At 67.5% G+C, this 15,689-nt stretch carries 14 protein-coding genes; 3 read left to right on the top strand and 11 right to left on the bottom strand.

What is annotated here, in order from left to right; genetic code table 11:
- Window positions 1-39 precede the first annotated feature (39 nt).
- Window positions 40-792 carry a helix-turn-helix domain-containing protein gene (locus tag JCM7685_RS18360; RefSeq protein ID WP_083412664.1) on the top strand — a complete coding sequence of 251 codons (753 nt, stop codon included), beginning with the start codon at window positions 40-42 and terminating at the stop codon, window positions 790-792.
- Window positions 793-805: 13 nt separating this feature from the next.
- Here JCM7685_RS18360 and JCM7685_RS18355 read toward each other — a convergent pair whose 3' ends face one another.
- Genes JCM7685_RS18355 through JCM7685_RS18330 form a run of 6 tightly spaced genes read right to left on the bottom strand, consistent with a single transcriptional unit; the run spans window position 806 to window position 6,998 of the window.
- Entirely contained in the window at window positions 806-2,404 is a 1,599-nt protein-coding gene (locus JCM7685_RS18355; RefSeq protein ID WP_074967108.1) for a GMC family oxidoreductase, read from the bottom strand.
- A 37-nt stretch (window positions 2,405-2,441) separates the two neighbouring features.
- Window positions 2,442-3,434 carry a branched-chain amino acid ABC transporter permease gene (locus JCM7685_RS18350; RefSeq protein ID WP_074967106.1) on the bottom strand — a complete coding sequence of 331 codons (993 nt, stop codon included), beginning with the start codon at window positions 3,432-3,434 and terminating at the stop codon, window positions 2,442-2,444.
- A 1-nt stretch (window position 3,435) separates the two neighbouring features.
- Window positions 3,436-4,323: a branched-chain amino acid ABC transporter permease gene (locus JCM7685_RS18345; protein ID WP_074967104.1), complete on the bottom strand. Its 888-nt coding sequence runs from the start codon at window positions 4,321-4,323 to the stop codon at window positions 3,436-3,438.
- A 1-nt stretch (window position 4,324) separates the two neighbouring features.
- Complete coding sequence (locus JCM7685_RS18340) at window positions 4,325-5,026, bottom strand: ABC transporter ATP-binding protein (RefSeq protein ID WP_074967102.1); 702 nt, start codon at window positions 5,024-5,026, stop codon at window positions 4,325-4,327.
- Window positions 5,023-5,799 carry an ABC transporter ATP-binding protein gene (locus JCM7685_RS18335; RefSeq protein WP_074967100.1) on the bottom strand — a complete coding sequence of 259 codons (777 nt, stop codon included), beginning with the start codon at window positions 5,797-5,799 and terminating at the stop codon, window positions 5,023-5,025. The genes JCM7685_RS18340 and JCM7685_RS18335 overlap by 4 nt, the downstream gene beginning before the upstream one ends.
- Window positions 5,799-6,998 carry an ABC transporter substrate-binding protein gene (locus JCM7685_RS18330; RefSeq protein ID WP_074967099.1) on the bottom strand — a complete coding sequence of 400 codons (1,200 nt, stop codon included), beginning with the start codon at window positions 6,996-6,998 and terminating at the stop codon, window positions 5,799-5,801. Before JCM7685_RS18330 ends, JCM7685_RS18335 begins: the two co-directional genes overlap by 1 nt.
- A gap of 177 nt (window positions 6,999-7,175) precedes the next feature.
- Here JCM7685_RS18330 and JCM7685_RS18325 point away from each other — a divergent pair, with 177 nt between their 5' ends.
- Complete coding sequence (locus tag JCM7685_RS18325) at window positions 7,176-8,114, top strand: LysR family transcriptional regulator (RefSeq protein ID WP_074967097.1); 939 nt, start codon at window positions 7,176-7,178, stop codon at window positions 8,112-8,114.
- A gap of 245 nt (window positions 8,115-8,359) precedes the next feature.
- Here the strand turns inward: JCM7685_RS18325 and JCM7685_RS18320 are convergent, their stop codons facing one another.
- The 5 genes from JCM7685_RS18320 to JCM7685_RS19720 all read right to left on the bottom strand — a co-directional run bounded on the left by JCM7685_RS18320 (window position 8,360) and on the right by JCM7685_RS19720 (window position 13,544).
- Window positions 8,360-9,397, bottom strand: coding sequence for an OmpA family protein (locus JCM7685_RS18320; RefSeq protein WP_074967095.1), 1,038 nt, complete (start codon window positions 9,395-9,397; stop codon window positions 8,360-8,362).
- Window position 9,398: 1 nt separating this feature from the next.
- The gene (locus JCM7685_RS18315) at window positions 9,399-10,475 is read right to left on the bottom strand and encodes a hypothetical protein (protein WP_139218076.1); all 1,077 of its coding nucleotides are present in this window, start codon (window positions 10,473-10,475) and stop codon (window positions 9,399-9,401) included.
- Window positions 10,475-11,314 (bottom strand): hypothetical protein, encoded by an 840-nt coding sequence (locus JCM7685_RS18310; RefSeq protein ID WP_074967091.1) that lies wholly within the window; start codon window positions 11,312-11,314, stop codon window positions 10,475-10,477. Before JCM7685_RS18310 ends, JCM7685_RS18315 begins: the two co-directional genes overlap by 1 nt.
- Window positions 11,315-12,700, bottom strand: coding sequence for a hypothetical protein (locus JCM7685_RS18305; protein ID WP_170848914.1), 1,386 nt, complete (start codon window positions 12,698-12,700; stop codon window positions 11,315-11,317).
- Window positions 12,701-13,115: 415 nt separating this feature from the next.
- Window positions 13,116-13,544 (bottom strand): hypothetical protein, encoded by a 429-nt coding sequence (locus JCM7685_RS19720; protein ID WP_139218075.1) that lies wholly within the window; start codon window positions 13,542-13,544, stop codon window positions 13,116-13,118.
- Window positions 13,545-13,594: 50 nt separating this feature from the next.
- Between JCM7685_RS19720 and JCM7685_RS18300 the strand changes: the two genes are divergently transcribed.
- Window positions 13,595-15,682: a type VI secretion system Vgr family protein gene (locus tag JCM7685_RS18300; protein WP_231964740.1), complete on the top strand. Its 2,088-nt coding sequence runs from the start codon at window positions 13,595-13,597 to the stop codon at window positions 15,680-15,682.
- Window positions 15,683-15,689 lie beyond the last annotated feature (7 nt).

Here is a 15,689-nt window from a genome sequence, read left to right as displayed (position 1 = left end):
CTATCAAAAGTCAATCGCAAGCTCTCGAAAGGCCGATTCGTGCGAGACGAGGACAAGCCCGCCATCCGCGACCTGCCGCTGTTCCGGGCGGTCACGACCCAGACCTTCGACGGGCTGATGGCTTCGACCTATGCCCAAAGCTTTCCGCCGCAGCTGGAGCTGTTCCGCCAGGGCGACCGCGCCGATTTCCTGCATATCCTGGTCGAGGGCGCGGTCGAGCTTCACGCCGAATGGAACGGCCGCGACGCGGTGATGGCGGTGGTGCGGCCGGTGTCCAGCTTCATCCTGGCCGCCTGCCTCCGCGACCAGCCGGCGCTGATGTCGGCGCGCACGCTGGAACGGTCGCGCATCCTGATGCTGCCTGCCGTGGACCTGCGGGCGGCGATCCGGCGCGATCCCGAACTGGCGGCGGCGGTGATGGGGGAACTGGCGCGCGGCTATCGCGGCATGGTGCGGCAGGTCAAGAACCTGAAGCTGCGCGGCACGCGCGAACGGCTGGCCGCCTGGCTGCTGACCCAGTCCCGGCGCGAGGGCGGCGCCGCCAGCTTCGTGCTGCCGGTGGAAAAGCGGCACTTGGCCTCGTATCTGGGCATGACGGCGGAAAGCCTGTCGCGGACCTTCGCCGCGCTGAAGAAAGAGGGCATCGCGCTGGACGGCGCCCGCGTCATCATCACCGACCGCGCGGCGCTGGCGCAGGCGGCGGGGCAGGACCCGCTGATCGACGAAATGGATGCCTCCGAGGACCCGGGCGAGGTGATGTTGCCCTCTCTGGGCCGGCCGCGGGGCGGGTAGACGGGGCAGGGGCCTAACCGCGGGCGTCCTCCAGCATCATCCGCGCGGCCTTTTCGGCGATCATCATCACCGGCGCATTGGTGTTGCCGCTGGTGATGACCGGCATGATCGAGGCATCGGCGATGCGCAGTCGCCCCAGCGCCCGCATCCGCAGCCGCGGATCGACCACCGATTCCGGGTCGGCGCCCATCCGGCAGGTGCCGACCGGGTGGAAGATGGTGGTGCCGATGGCGCCGGCGGCCTTGACCAGATCGTCCTCGGTCTGGAAGGCGATGCCGGGCAGATATTCCTGGGGATCGAAGCGGTTGAAGGCCGGCTGCGCGGCGATCTTGCGGGTCAGGCGGATGGCGCGGACGGCGACCTCGCGGTCGGCGGCGGCCGACAGATAGTTCGGCCGGATCGCCGGATGGGCGCGGACATCCGGGCCGGTGACATGGACCGAGCCGCGGCTTTCCGGCCGCAGGTTGCAGACGCTGGCGGTCATGGCCGGGAAGGGGTGCACCGGGTCGCCGAACTTATCCAGACTGACCGGCTGGACGTGGTATTCCAGATCCGCCGTCGCCTTGTCCGGCCCCGAGCGGGTGAAGATGCCCAACTGGCTGGGCGCCATCGACATCGGCCCCGAGCGTTTCAGCAGATATTCCAGCCCGATCGCCGCCTTGCCCATCAGGTGCGAGGCCTTTTCGTTCAGCGTCGGCACGCCCGAGACCTTGTAGACCATGCGTAGCTGCAGGTGGTCCTGCAGGTTCTCGCCCAGGGCATCGACCTCGGCCAGGGGCGCGATGCCGGCGGCTTGCAGCACCGCGCCGCGCCCCACGCCGGAATGTTCCAGGATCTGGACCGAGCCGATGGCGCCGGCCGCCAGCACGGTCTCGCGCTGCGCGGAGGCCTGGATGCGTCGGCCCTGGTGGTGGAAGGCGACACCGCGGACCTCGCCCGCCTCGATCAGCAGCCGCTCGACCAGCGCCCCGGTCAGGATGCGCAGGTTCGGACGGTTTCGCGCCGGGCGCAGGAAGGCGCGCGCCGTGCTCCAGCGCCAGCCACCTTTCTGGGTCACGTCGAAATAGCCGCCGCCCTCGTTGTCGCCGCGGTTGAAGTCCGGCGTGCGCGGGATGCCGGCCTGCTCGGCCGCGTCCATGAAGGCGTCGAGCACGGCCCAGCGGACGCGGGCGGTTTCCACCCGCAGCTCGCCCCCGGCGCCATGCATGTCGTCGGCGCCGTGATAATGGTCCTCTTGCGCGCGGAACAGCGGCAGCACGTCGTCCCAGCACCAGCCGGTGCAGCCCAGCTGGCGCCAATGATCGTAGTCCGCCGCCTGGCCGCGCATGTAGATCATGCCGTTGATCGAGGAACAGCCGCCCAGCACCCGGCCGCGCGGATAGATCAGCGAGCGGCCGTTCAGCCCCGGCTCCTCGGCGGTGCGAAAGCCCCAGTCGGTGCGCGGGTTGCCGATGCAGTAGAGATAGCCGACCGGGATGTGGATCCAGTGATAATTGTCGCGGCCCCCGGCCTCCAGCAGCAGCACCCGGTTGCGCGGGTCGGCGCTGAGACGGTTGGCCAGCACGCATCCGGCGCTGCCGGCGCCGACGACGATATAGTCATAGCTTTCCATCGGGTCCTCCATCTGCCGCAGCAGAGGCGCCGCGGGGTCAGGTTTCCGCCCTGAACCCCATTTTTCTGCCGATTCTGGATGCGAAGAATTCGCCCACCAGCCCGCGCCGGAACAGCAGCACGCAGACCATGAAGACAAGGCCGGTGATGATGGTGACGGGGAAGTCGGAGGTGGCCAGGTAGTTCTGCAGGCTGACCACCAGGCCGGCGCCGACGATGGGGCCGAAGAGCGTGCCGATGCCGCCCAGGAGCGTCATCAGGATGACCTCGCCCGACATCTGCCAGGCCACGTCGGTCAGGGTGGCGAACTGAAAGACCAGCGCCTTGAGGCCGCCGGCAAGCCCGGCCAGCGCCGCCGACATCACGAAGGCCCCCAGCTTGTAGCGCGCCACCGAATAGCCCAGCGAGATCGCGCGCTGCTCGTTTTCCCGGATCGACTTCAGGATCATGCCGAAGGGCGAGTTCACGAAGCGCCAGATGATCAAGAGCCCGATCACGAAGACCGCCAGCACGAAGTAATACATGTTCATGGTCTGGCTCAGGTCGATCACCCCGAACAGATGCCCGCGCGGCACGGACTGGATGCCGTCCTCGCCATGGGTGAAGCGGGCCTGTAGGCAGAAGAAGAAGAACATCTGCGCGAGCGCCAGCGTGATCATGGCGAAATAGATGCCCTGGCGGCGGATGGCGATGGCGCCCATCACCAGCCCCAGAAGCGCGGCGCCGGCGACGCCCAGAGCCAGCCCCGCCTCGGGCGGCCAGCCCCAGACCTTCACCGCATGGGCGGTGAAATAGGCCGCGCCCCCGAAGAAGGCGGCATGGCCGAAGGACAAAAGGCCGGTATAGCCCAGAAGCAGGTTGAAGGCCGAGGCGAAGAGCGCAAAGCACAGGAGCTTCATCAGGAAGATCGGATAAAGCACGTGCGGCACGATCAGCAGCGCGACCAGCGCAAGGGCAACCAGCGCCAGCTGGATGCGGCCGGCCTGCGGATGGACCGCGACGGTTTCGGTCGGGACGGGGTTGCCGGCCATCTCAGGCCTCCTTTCCGAAAAGGCCCGCGGGCCGCAGGATCAGGACGATGGCCATGATGACGAAGATCACGATGTTCGAGGCTTCGGGGTAGAAGACCTTGGTCAGCCCCTCGACCACGCCCAGCAGGTAGCCGGTGACGATGGCGCCCAGGATCGAGCCCATGCCGCCTACCACCACCACCGCGAAGACGATGATGATCAGGTTCGAGCCCATCAGGGGCGAGACCTGATAGACCGGCGCCGCCAGCACCCCGGCGAAACCGGCGAGCCCCGCGCCGAGCGCATAGGTCAGGGTCAAGAGCAAGGGCACGTTGACGCCGAAGGCCTGCACCAGTGTGGGGTTCTCGGTCGCGGCGCGCAGATAGGCGCCGAGCTTGGTCTTCTCGATCAGGAGCCAGACCCCGATGCAGACCGCGAGCGAGGCGACGACGACCCAGCCACGATAGATCGGCAGGAACATGAAGCCCAGGTTCACCGCCCCGGTCAGCTGCCCGGGCGCGGCATAGGGCTTGCCCGAGGCGCCGAAGAAATAGCGGAAGGTGCCCTCGATCGCCAGCGCCAGGCCGAAGGTGAACAAGAGACCGTAGAGATGGTCGAGCTTGTAGAGCCGCGACAGCATGGTCTTTTCGACCACCGCCGCGAGCAGCCCGACGATCAGCGGCGCCAGGATCAGCGCCAGCCAGTAGTTGATGCCGCCCCAGTTCAGAAGCAGCAGCGCCGCGAAGGCGCCCAGCATGTATTGCGCGCCATGGGCGAAGTTGATGACGCGCAGCAGGCCGAAGATGATGGCGAGGCCCAGGGACAGGAGCGCGTAGAAGCTGCCGTTGATGAGCCCGACCAGCAGCTGCCCCATCAGGGCTTGCAGGGGCACGCCGAAGATCATGGTCATGTCACACCCCCAGTTCGCGATGCAGCAGGTCCATCTGACCGGCCAGGTCGGCCACGGGGAATTCCGCCGTCATGCGGCCGTGGTCCATCAGGTAGAAGCGGTCGGCGACCTTGGCGGCGAAGCGAAAGTTCTGCTCGACCAGCACCACGGTCATGCCGCGGGCCTTGAGCTTGACCAGCACCTCGCCGATGGCCTGGATGATGACCGGGGCCAGGCCCTCGGTCGGCTCGTCCAGCAAAAGGCAGCGCGCCCCGGTGCGCAGGATGCGGGCCAGCGCCAGCATCTGCTGCTCGCCGCCCGACAGTTTGGTGCCGGGGCTCAGGCGCCGCTCGTGCAGGTTCGGGAACAGCGCATAGATCTCTTCGACCGACATGCCGCCCTCGGCGACCTTCGGCGGCAGCATGAGGTTTTCCTCGACCGAGAGGCTGGCGAAGATGCCGCGCTCCTCGGGGATGAAGCCCAGGCCGGCGCGGGCGGTCTTGTGCAGGGGCAGCGCCATCATGTCTCGGCCGGCGAAGGTAATGCGTCCGGTGCGCTTCCTTAGGATGCCCATGATGCTGCGCAGGGTGGTGGTCTTGCCCATGCCGTTGCGGCCCAGGATGCAGATCATCTCGCCCTGGTTCACATGCATGGTGACGCCGTGCAGGACGTGGCTTTCGCCATACCAGGCCTGCAGGTTCTCGACTTGCAGAAGCGCGCTCATGCCTCGGACCCCATGTAGGCGGTGCGCACGCGGGGATCGGCCGAGACGGTGGCGTAGTCGCCCCGCGCGATGATCTCGCCCCGTTGCAGCACGGTGACGTGGTCGCAGATGTCGGCGACGACGTTGAGGTTGTGTTCCACCATCAGCACGGCGCGGGTGCGGGCGACCTCGCGGATGATCTCGGCCACCATGCGCACGTCCTCCTGGCCCATGCCGGCCATCGGCTCATCCAGAAGCAGCACCTCGGGGTCCAAGGCCAGCGTGGTCGCGATCTCCAGGACGCGCTTCCTGCCATAGGACAGGTCGGCGGCGCGGTGGTCGCGGTATTGCGCCAGGCCCAGCTGCTCGATCAGCGCGTCCGCCCGGGCGTTCAGCCGGTCGAGCGACGACAGCGGCAGCCAGAACTGCACCGCCAGCCCGGCGGGGCGCTGCAGGGCGACCTTGACGTTCTCGCGCACCGACAGGTTCGGGAAGACGGCCGAGATCTGGAAGCTGCGCACCAACCCCATCCGCGCCACCTTGTCGGGCTTGGTCTGGGTGATGTCCTGCCCCAGCAGCGTGATCTGGCCCCGCGTCGGTTGCAGGAACTTGGTCAGCAGGTTGAAGACCGTGGTCTTGCCGGCGCCGTTCGGTCCGATCAGGGCGTGGATGCGCGCATGCTCCACGTCCAGATCGACATCGTTCACCGCCGTGAAACCCGCGAAATCCTTGCCGAGGCCGCGGGCGGAAAGCACCACCCGCGGCTCGGTCCGTTCTGCGGCGACCGCCTCCATCACTTGACCAGCGGGCAGCCGCTCTTGGCCGGGTCCAGGAAGGCCTGATCGCCGGGGATGGTGGCCAGGACGTTGTAGTAATCCCAAGGCTCCTTGATGTCGCCGGGGGCCTTGACCTCCATCAGGTAGACATCCTTGATCAGCCGACCGTTCGGGCCGACCTTGCCGCCCTGGGCAAAGACGTCGTCCACCGGCATCTCGTGCAGCTTGGCGGCGACGGCCTCGGTCTCGTCGGTGCCGGCGGCCTGGATGGCCTTGAGATATTGCGTCACCGCCGAATAGGTTCCGGCGTGGTTCATGTTCGGCATCGAGCCGGTGCGCTCCAGGAAGCGCTTGCCGAATTCGGCCGATTCCGGGTTGCGGTTCCAGTAGAAGCTTTCGGTCAGGTTCAGCCCCTGCGCGGCCTCGGCGCCCAGCCCGTTCACCTCGGCGATGGTGAAGAGCAGCGCCGCCAGCTTCTGCCCCCCGGCGGTGATGCCGAATTCCGCCGCCTGCTTGATGGCGTTCTGCGTGTCGAGGCCCGCGTTCGCCAGCCCGATCACCTTGGCGCCCGAGCTTTGCGCCTGCAAGAGGAAGGACGAGAAATCGGTGGTGGACAGCGGATGGCGGACCGAGCCGACCACGGTGCCGCCGTTCTCCTTGACGAAATTCGCGGTGTTTTCTTCCAGCGAATAGCCGAAGGCATAGTCGGCGGTCAGGAAGAACCAGCTGTCGCCGCCCTCTTTCACCAGCGCGCCGCCGGTGCCGACGGCCAGCATATGCGTGTCATAGGCCCAGTGGAACCCGTAGGGCGTGCATTGCGCGCCGGTCAGTTCGGTGGTCGCGGCGCCGGTGTTGATGGTGATCTTCTTCTTGTCGAGGCTGAGCGCCTGCACCGCCAGGCCCACCGACGAGGTGGTCAGCTCCATGATGCTGTCGACCTGCTCGGTGTCGTACCATTGCCGGGCGATGTTCGAGGCGATGTCGGGCTTGTTCTGGTGATCGGCGCTGACGATCTCGATCGGCGCGTCCAGAACCTTGCCGCCGAAATCCTCGACCGCCATCCTGGCCGCCTCGACCGAGTTCTTGCCGCCGAAATCGGCATAGACTCCGGACTGGTCGTTCAGGATGCCGATCTTGACCTTGCCGTCCGAAATCTCGGCCAGCACGGGCGTGGCGGCCAGACCGAGTGCTGCGGTCGTCAGCAGAATCTTGCGCATGTTTCCTCCCCTGGATAGTCCCTTGCGCCGGTGGCGATGCCTGCCAGTTCGGGACGTTTGTGCCGGGGCGGCGCTTGGCTGTGCCACCCCGCTGAAGGAACGATGCCGGCAAATCGGCTTTGACACAAGCGTTCAGACGAGTTTTATTTCTTACAGAACCTGTCCGTTTATGAACAGATGGCACATCTCAGCTGGGACGACCTGCAATTCTTTCTGGCCGTGGTCCGCGAGCGGCAGCTGTCGCGGGCGGGGCGGGTGCTGGGCACCTCGCATGTCACCGTCGCGCGTCGCATCGACCGGCTGGAGCAGGCGCTGAACACCCGCCTGTTCGAGCGCAACCCCCGCGGCTATGAGCCGACGCCGGCCAGCCTGCGCCTGATCGAGACCGCCGAGCGCATGGAGGAGGCCGCGCGGCAGCTGCCGCAGGACCGCGGCGCCAGCCCGGGCCAGCTGCGCTCGCTGCGCCTCGCCATGCCCGAGGGCTTCGCCAGCCTGTTCTCGACCCATCTGCTGCCCGCCTTCATGGCCCGTTTCCCGCTGCTGATGCCCGAGCTGATCACCATGCCGCAGGTGCTGTCGCTGTCCCGGCGCGAGGCCGACATCTGGATCACGCTGGACCCGGTGACGAACGGACCCTATCGCTCGCAGCGGCTGGCGGATTATTCGCTGCATCTCTACGCCATGCCGGCGTATCTGCGCGACGCCCCGCCGATCCGCATGCCCGAGGATCTGCGCCTTCACCGGATCATCGGCTATATCGAGGAGATGATCTTCGCCCCCGGCCTGGACTACCTGCGCGAGGTGCATCCGCCGCTGCGGGCGACGGTGAAAAGCTCCAGCATCTTCAACCAGCTGGCGGCGGTCAGGAACGGGCTGGGGGTCGGGGTGCTGCCCTATTACATCGCGGCGAAATACCCCGGGTTGCAGATCGTGCTGCCCGACCAGGTGCGGCTGACGCGGACTTATTGGCTGACCTGTCACCGCGACTTGCGGGCGCTGGGATGGACCGAGTCGGTGATCGCCTTCCTGGCCGCCGCCCTGCATGAGCGCGGCAAGGAACTGGAGCTGGACCCGGATATAGCGCGGCCGCCCGACGACGGCGGGTCGTCCGCATAGGGCCCGGCACGGGTGGCGTTGGGCACCGCGGCGCGGCGGAGCGGGGCAGGGCGGGCGGCTTGCCGAAGAGGCCCTGATAGGCGCAAGGGCGGCGGTTCAGAGGGTGTGTGGAAAACATCCCTCAAGAACCGCTTTCCTGCGATGGCTTCTCATGCGGCGATAACGTGAGCCTTTCGCACCATATCGCCCGTAGAAGAACATCGGCCCGATGTGCGTAGCCCACCGCGTTTTCACACAGCCTCGGTTCAGCGGGCCTTTTCCAGGTCGCTGCCGATCTCTTGCAGCAGCTGCTCGCGATCCACGGCGACCGAGAACATGACCCGGCGCGATTTCTCGCGGTCCTCGGCGCCCTCGGGGTTCAGGATCAGCCGGTTCGAGGAATAGCCGACCGCGACGAGGTGGTCGCGCGCCCAGGCCTGCGCCACGCCGTCGGCAAGGCTGTTCAGGCACATGGTCAGTGCGTTCTGCGCCCGGCGCTGCGACAGGCCGAGATTGTAGAGATAGGCCGCGTCGCGGCCGCTGCCCGAGGGGCCTTCGCTCGAAGCGTGGCCCTCGATCTTCAACTCCGAGATATCGACCCCGGATTCGCGCATGGTGCGCAGCCAGACCGGGCAGAACTGGCGCAGGAAGGCCGGGTTGCGGATGCGGTCGTCGTCGCGGTCGAACAGCACCGATTGCGGCAGGCTGATGGTGCCGTCCGGCCCGATCGAGCCGCCCGCCCGGCGGATCTGCGCGCCAAGCGCCGATTCCAGCGCCTGCTGCAGGGCACCCTCGGCCTCGGCCGCGGCGGCGATGCGGCCGGCGATGACCTCGGCCGGGTCCTCGGGCGCGGCCCGTTCCTTGCGGATGCGGTTCAGGGCCTGGACGATGGCGGCCTTGTCGCCGATCTCGACCAGGTCCGACAGCGACAGCAGCGCATCGGGCGGCAGTTCGGCCGCGCCCTTGAGCAGCCGGCGCAGCTCGGCATCCGACATGAAGCGCGAAAGGTCGCGGGCATCGGCATAGGCCTCGGGACCCAGCGGCGGCATGCCGGCATCCTTCATCGCCTGCAGCACCCGGAAGCTGCCGTCCGACAGCGAATCGACCAGCGCGCGCTTCTGCGGCTCGGTCATGCCGTCGAAGACCTCGGTGGCGGCCAGGGTCTCGCGCTCGGTCTCGGCCTGCCACCAGCTGAACAGCAAGAGCAGGCAGAAGGCCAGCAGGATGAAGGCCTCGGCCACGGTCAGGCCCATGATGGCGCCGCGCTTGTAGCTACGGTCGGTGCCGTCTCCCAGTCGCGCCACGTCAGTCGCCCCGCCCGTTCGGCTCGTCCAGCTCGGCGCGCAGCTTGCGCTCGCGCTCGGCCGCGGTCTGGCGGGCGGGCGGCGCGGTCAGGGTCGCGTCCAGCGCCGCGGTGGCAAAGGCCAAGCGGCGGGCGGCGTCCTCGTATTGCGCGACGGCGCGGTCCAGCGACCGCGCCAGGCGGTCGGATTGCTCGGCCATCTGGTCTGTGGCCCCGGCCAGCGCGGCAGAGAGCCGGCCGATCTCGTCGGCGACGGTCAGGCGAAAGCCGGTCACCACGCCCTTTTCCGCATCCAGCGCGGTAAAGGCGGTCCGGGCCGAATCCAGCATCGCCAGCGCGGCATCTTGGATCGCCGCCCGCAGCTCCAGCATGCCGACCGCGCCCTGTTCGCGGATCGCGGCCATGGCCAGCGCGGTCTGATCGCGCACCGCCGCCTGCACCGTCTCGCCCACCAGCGCGGCCGTGTGCTGCATCTGCGCCTGCACCCCGGCCAGCACGGCATCGGACTGGCGCCGCATCGCCTCGTCGCGCTCGCCGGCCAGTTGCAGCGATTCGAGGCTGAAGGACTTCACCTGCCGCAGGCTGCGCGCCATTTCCTCGCGCAGTTCGCGGGCGGCCATGTCCAGTTCCAGCCGGGTATGCTGTTCGCGGGTCACGAGGTCCACGCGGAACTGCATCATCAGCACGCGCAGGAACACCCCCATGATGGTCGAACTCAACGCCACGCCGAAACCCGAGATCACCTCGGGGATCAGTTCGGCCCGGCTTTCCGCGCCCGAGCGGACGACGAAATACAGGGTCACCGACAGGCTGGTCAGGGTAAACAGGAAGCCCAGGTAATAGCAGTTGTCGCCGATGGCCTCGGGCTCCAGCCGCAGGGGCGTGGTGTAATAGGTGGCGGCGGCATAGGCGATCAGCACCAGCGCCGCGAATCCCGCCGACAGCAGCGGGTCCACGCCCAGAAGCTTCAGCGCGACGCCGCCGCCGGCGCCAAGGGCGAAGGCGGCCAGCAGCAGCAGCCGGTCCGGCATCTGGCGCGGGGACACGGCATGGGTCTTGCGGCTCGGACGGCGATCCATCACAGGTCCCCCAGCCGGGTGACGCGCGGGGCCGAGGCGCCCTGGTGGTCGAAATAGCGCACCCAGAAATCCTCCAGCACCGCGGGATCGCCCTTCCAGTCGGCGGGTCGCGGGATCAGGAACAGCTCGACCTCGACCCCGCCCAGGCTTTCCGAAAGCCGCTGCGCGGCGCGCGAGGCGCTGAAGCTTTTCCAGTTCTCGCCCCGGTAGAAGCTCATCGCCCCGCTGTGCTGCAAGAGGTCCGAGACCACGATCAGCCGGCGCGGACCCTGAAAGGTCAGGAAGCCCGGGGTTTCGCTGACCAGCGCCTGCACGCCCTCCATGATCGGCGACTGCTTCGCCTGCGAGGCGGCGATCATCCGGTCGAACATGCTGTTGAAGGGCTTTATGAAATCATCGTCGTAACGCGCTGAAACAATGCGCAGGTTCTGGTTGATCGCCGATACGTCGTGCCCCGAGTGCGGCTTGCACAAGGCGACCTGGCTGCCCAGCCGGCCCATGTCGTCCGAGACCATGCCCAGCGAGAACTCGGTGCCGACCTCGGCGGCGTCGATGCGCTGGCGGACCAAGGCGCGCAGCTTGGCGGCCTGCACCGGGGCCAGTTCGTCGGTCACGTCGATCAGGATCGCGGTCATCGCCTTGGGCCCCGCTACGGGACACAGAGTCTGAGGATCGATCGCCATCGCCGCGGCGGTGCGCTGCTGGTACAGGAACAGGCCCGCGATCAGCGCCACCGCCGCCACCGCGCCAAGCGCCAGCGGCAGGGAAAGCCCGCGGCGCGGCGCGCGGCGGGCGACGCTGCGCCGCGCCGGCCGGACCGCCTGGCGACGCCGGGCCATCTAGGCCGCCCCTTGCGCCGGGGCGGGGGCCGGCTTGGCGCCGCCGATCTCGACATCGTCGGTGACGCTGAACACCTGCCGCGCGCGCTCGAACTCCTCGAAGATGGCGCGGATCGCGGCGTCGACGGTGGTCCTGACCTTCTCGGCCTCGGCCTCGGCCAGCTGGCGGCGGGACTGGTCCACCGGCTCGGCGCGGAACTCGGGAAAGCGAAAGGCGGTCTTGAAGCCAGCAGGCGCCGGCGCGTTGCGCGCGGCCATGTTGGCATCGCGATAGATCGCCAGCAGATGCGCCGCCTTCATGTCGCATTGCTCGGTAAAGGCCTGCAGATGCGCGCCCAGGCTGCTTTGCCCGAAAAGCGCATCGACCGCCTCGGTGATGGCGTCGCGAACCTGGTCGTTGGCGTCCTGCAGCGCGTCGATGGCCTCGTCGCGGCGGGCCTGAAGATCGCGCAGCGCCTCGTCCAGCTCGGATTCATAGCGCAGCCGGGCCTGTTCCAGGTCGCGCTCGACCGGGCCGTAGCCGGGATAGGGGTCGTCGGTGTGCCAGCCCTTGCGGAAGGCCAGGATCGAGATCAGCAGCCCCAGCCCGGCCAGCAGCCAGGATTCGATGGTCGCCAGCCGCAACGGCGCCGCCAGCAGACCGGGCACCGCCGCCTCGGCCGCCGCCTGCCATTCCAGTCCGGCCTCGAGCCCGTCGCGGAAATGCGCGACCATCAGGTTGATCGCCGCGGCAAAGCCCATCCAAAGCGGCAGCGCCAGGAAGCCCAGCAGCTTCAGCAGCAGGTTGCGCAGCCGCATGTAGCGCGCCAGATAGCCCAGCAGGACCGAGAACCCCACGTTCACCAGCGACACGATCACCGCGACAAGAAGTCCGCCCAACAGCCCGAATTCATTGCCTTTCGAGAAGAGATAGCTGTTCATCCCCGCTTCCAGGACGATCAGGATCAGCGCCGTGGCGACGACATTGCCCCAGCCGGCGAAGTCCTGCGCCGGCCGCTCCAGCCGATGGATTTCGCGGAAGCGGTTGCGCCAGCGATAGCTTTCGTTCAGCCGCTCGCGCGACGCCACGATCCGCGAGCGCCAGAGCTGCACGAGCGCCCCGAAATCGTTCCGGGCCGAGCCCGCGGCGATGTCCACGTCCTTCGAGGCCTGGCCCGAGCGTGCCAGCCGCTCATTGTAGACTCGGCGGTTGTTTTCGTAGTTTTCCAACCCCTTGCGCCGCAATTCCTCGACGCGGGCGATGATGCCGGTCTCGATATGGTCCGGCCCGGCCTGGTCCGGCGGCGGCTGGTCCTGCGCCCCGCGGTCGCGTCCCTTGGCGGCCAGGTTCAGGTCGCGCGCAATGGCATCGGCGTCGATGTCGGGAAAGACCGCCAGCGTGGGCACGAAGGAATCAGAGCGGAACAGGGACTTCAGACGTGAGATCAATGCCGGCCTCGAAAATGCTGTCCGGACGTTTCTCCGGGATGGGATCGCGAGCCTTTTTGACCACGGGGCCCAGGCCTTTGGAACATGTCATAATCGATAAGGCCGCCCGAGGCCAATCACGCTCGCCCGAGCGGCGGGGGGCTGGCCCATTGCTTCAGTGTCAAAATGATTATGGATCGATTCTTTATTGGTTTCTCTGGCGCGCGGCGCTCGCCAGAGGCGGTGAGCCGGCGCACTCTTCATCGAAAGGGCGTCTAGGTTTTGATGGTTTGATCCGTTCTGCGGACTGGAAGGCGGCTTTGCAGGGACCAGTTCGTCACGCCAGCGCTACGACCATGCAAGCCGTCAGGACAGCGGAACAGCGATCCGAACTTCACAACCAGGCAGACCCATCATCGATTCGATCCACCGGATGCCCGGACTCAACGGCAAGGCACAGGGTTCTTTCATGGCGCGCGGCTGACTGCTTCAAGCGAGCCATTGGTCTTTTCTGGCTGACCGACGAGCGGATGCAGCCGCTGCCGCCGTTCTTTCCCAGGAACCATGGCAAGCTACGGATGGATAGCCGGCGCTGTGAGATGCGCCTGACGAACTTCCAAAGACCGACGGCCAAAGAACACCGCAGGCGCGGCGGCGCTTCGCCTGGAAATCGGGCTGCGTCGGGGCGCATTGGCAGCACCGAGCGAAGGCGTCGAAGATCGTGCAATCTGGTCGAATCCGGTTCTGGTGACCGGCTGGTGACCGCGCGCGCCATCTTGCGGGCTTGGTAATCTTGCAGTCTTGGCATCACCGTTCCGGTCATGCACACTCCCCGCAGATTTTCTTGATCCATTCCCCCCGGAGGCCTTTTTCATGAACGCCCCCCTGCGCCAGTCCGAGCGTCTCGGGCGCCTCACCACGGCCCTCGGCCCGGACACGCTGGCGCTGCTGCGTTTCGACGGCAGCGATCACCTGAACGAGCTGTTCGAATACCGCGTCGAGGCGCTCGCCACCCGCCCAGACCTCGACTTCGACCAGCTCATCGGCACCCACGCCACCGTCGAGATCGAGACCCGCGACGGCCCCCAGCCCTTCGACGGCATCGTCACCCAGGCGCGATGGGCCGGCGTGGGCGAGAACGGCCACCGCTACGACCTGACCCTGCGGCCCTGGTTCTGGCTCGCCTCCCGCCGCCGCAACCAGCGGATATTCCACGACAAAACCGTCATCCAGATCCTGACCGAACTGCTTGCCGACTATGCCCAGCTCGGCGACCCGGCGGTCGAGTTCCAGCTGTCGCAGGACTACCCGAGCCTCGAATACACCGTGCAATACCGCGAATCCGACCTCGATTTCGCCCGCCGGCAGATGGAGCGGGCGGGCATCAGCTTCCATTTCCGCCACGCCATGGGCTCGCACACCTTGGTCCTGACCGACGACGTGCTGGCGCATGAGACCATCGGCGCCCGGCCCTACAAGTCCTACGACGGCCACCACCAGGCGGAGGGCGAGCATTTCTGGGACTGGTCGCCCGAGCGCAACCTGACCACCGGCGCCATCCGGCTGACCGACTACAATTTCAAGACCCCCGACGCGGCGATGGAGGCCGACCGCCTGGGCGACGCCGCCCATGCGCAAGGCGCCATCGAGAGCTTTGATTATCCTGGAGATTACCTCGCGCAGGATGTGGGCAAGATCGTGGCCGGGCTGCGGACGTCGCAGGAGCGCGGGGCGGATCGCAGGAACCGCGCGGTGGGCGACTGCGCCAGCTTGCGGGCGGGGCGTCGGGTGACGCTGTCGGGCGATCCGGTGCCGGGGACGGGCGAGACCTATCTGTGCCTCTCGGCCAGCCATCATTTCGTCAGCGAGGCTTATGGCTCGGGCGGCCAGGGCAGCGACGGCTATGCCTTCACCGGGTCCTACGCGTTGATGCCGGACACGGCGCCGATGGTGCCGCCGCGGCGGACAGCGGTGCCGGTGGTGCACGGCCCGCAGACGGCGATGGTGGTGGGCGAGGGCGAGATCGACTGCGACGCGTTCGGCCGCATCCTGGTGCGGTTCCACTGGGACCTGTCGGGGGCGCATTCGATGCGCTGCCGGGTATCGCAGAACTGGGCCGGCGCCGGCTGGGGCGGCATGGTCATCCCCAGGATCGGCATGGAGGTCGTCGTCGAGTTCCTCGAAGGCGATCCGGACAAGCCGCTGGTCACGGGGAACGTCTTCAATGGCAGGAATGGCGTGCCGTATGAGCTGCCCAAGCACAAGACCCGCTCGACCTTCCGGACCAAAACGCATGACGGCAAGGGCACCGGGCGCGGCTTCAACGAGCTGCGATTCGAGGATGAGCAGGGCGAGGAGGAGATCATGCTGCACGCCCAGAGAGATTTTCACAGCGTCGTCAAGCGGGACTGCCTGTCCTCGGTCGCGCGCAGCGCCTTCAGTGACATCCGCGCCGAGAGATTCACCCGCGTCGGCGGCAACTCGGTTCTCGAGGCGGGCGGAACCATCGAGATCGCCTCGGCCAAGGGCTCGGTCATCAGCGCCGGAAGCGCGGGGCACAGCGGCTTCGGCTTTCGCGCCATCCCCGACAACGAGGAACCGCATTTCGATTCGCTCAAGACCAGCCTCAAGGCGATGAATTCGGCCCTGGAATCCGGCGGCCTGACCCTGCGGGCCGAGACCTTCCTGGTCGAGGAAGTGGGCATGTCCCGCATGAGCATGATCGGCGTGTCGTCGCAGGAGGTCGTCGGACAGGCCAAGACGCTGCATGCGGGCAAGGTGCTTCAGATGAACTCGGGCGGCTCGATGCTGTTCGCCACCGCCGACAACATGGCCCATGAGGCCGGCGACAGGATCGACATCGTCTGCGGAGACAGCGCCATCCGGCTGAAGGCGGACGGCACCATCGAAATGACCGCCAGGACGATCCGCCTGAAGGCGGACCGGATCGAGCAGAACTGAGGTCGCC

Origin of the sequence: Paracoccus aminovorans (assembly GCF_900005615.1) — a bacterium.
Classification (GTDB): Bacteria; Pseudomonadota; Alphaproteobacteria; order Rhodobacterales; family Rhodobacteraceae; genus Paracoccus; species Paracoccus aminovorans.
The sequence above is the reverse complement of the archived record's forward strand: the minus strand, read 5'-3'. Positions and strand labels throughout refer to the sequence as shown.

Excerpts from the sequence above, each read along its gene's own strand:
- JCM7685_RS18325 (WP_074967097.1), top strand. The coding sequence starts at position 7,176 with ATGGCACATCTCAGCTGGGACGACCTGCAATTCTTTCTGGCCGTGGTC.
- JCM7685_RS18330 (WP_074967099.1), bottom strand. The coding sequence starts at position 6,998 with ATGCGCAAGATTCTGCTGACGACCGCAGCACTCGGTCTGGCCGCCACG.
- JCM7685_RS18310 (WP_074967091.1), bottom strand. The coding sequence starts at position 11,314 with ATGGCCCGGCGTCGCCAGGCGGTCCGGCCGGCGCGGCGCAGCGTCGCC.
- JCM7685_RS19720 (WP_139218075.1), bottom strand. The coding sequence starts at position 13,544 with ATGACCGGAACGGTGATGCCAAGACTGCAAGATTACCAAGCCCGCAAG.
- JCM7685_RS18355 (WP_074967108.1), bottom strand. The coding sequence starts at position 2,404 with ATGGAAAGCTATGACTATATCGTCGTCGGCGCCGGCAGCGCCGGATGC.
- JCM7685_RS18300 (WP_231964740.1), top strand. The coding sequence starts at position 13,595 with ATGAACGCCCCCCTGCGCCAGTCCGAGCGTCTCGGGCGCCTCACCACG.
- JCM7685_RS18345 (WP_074967104.1), bottom strand. The coding sequence starts at position 4,323 with ATGACCATGATCTTCGGCGTGCCCCTGCAAGCCCTGATGGGGCAGCTG.
- JCM7685_RS18315 (WP_139218076.1), bottom strand. The coding sequence starts at position 10,475 with ATGGATCGCCGTCCGAGCCGCAAGACCCATGCCGTGTCCCCGCGCCAG.
- JCM7685_RS18335 (WP_074967100.1), bottom strand. The coding sequence starts at position 5,799 with ATGGAGGCGGTCGCCGCAGAACGGACCGAGCCGCGGGTGGTGCTTTCC.
- JCM7685_RS18350 (WP_074967106.1), bottom strand. The coding sequence starts at position 3,434 with ATGGCCGGCAACCCCGTCCCGACCGAAACCGTCGCGGTCCATCCGCAG.
- JCM7685_RS18340 (WP_074967102.1), bottom strand. The coding sequence starts at position 5,026 with ATGAGCGCGCTTCTGCAAGTCGAGAACCTGCAGGCCTGGTATGGCGAA.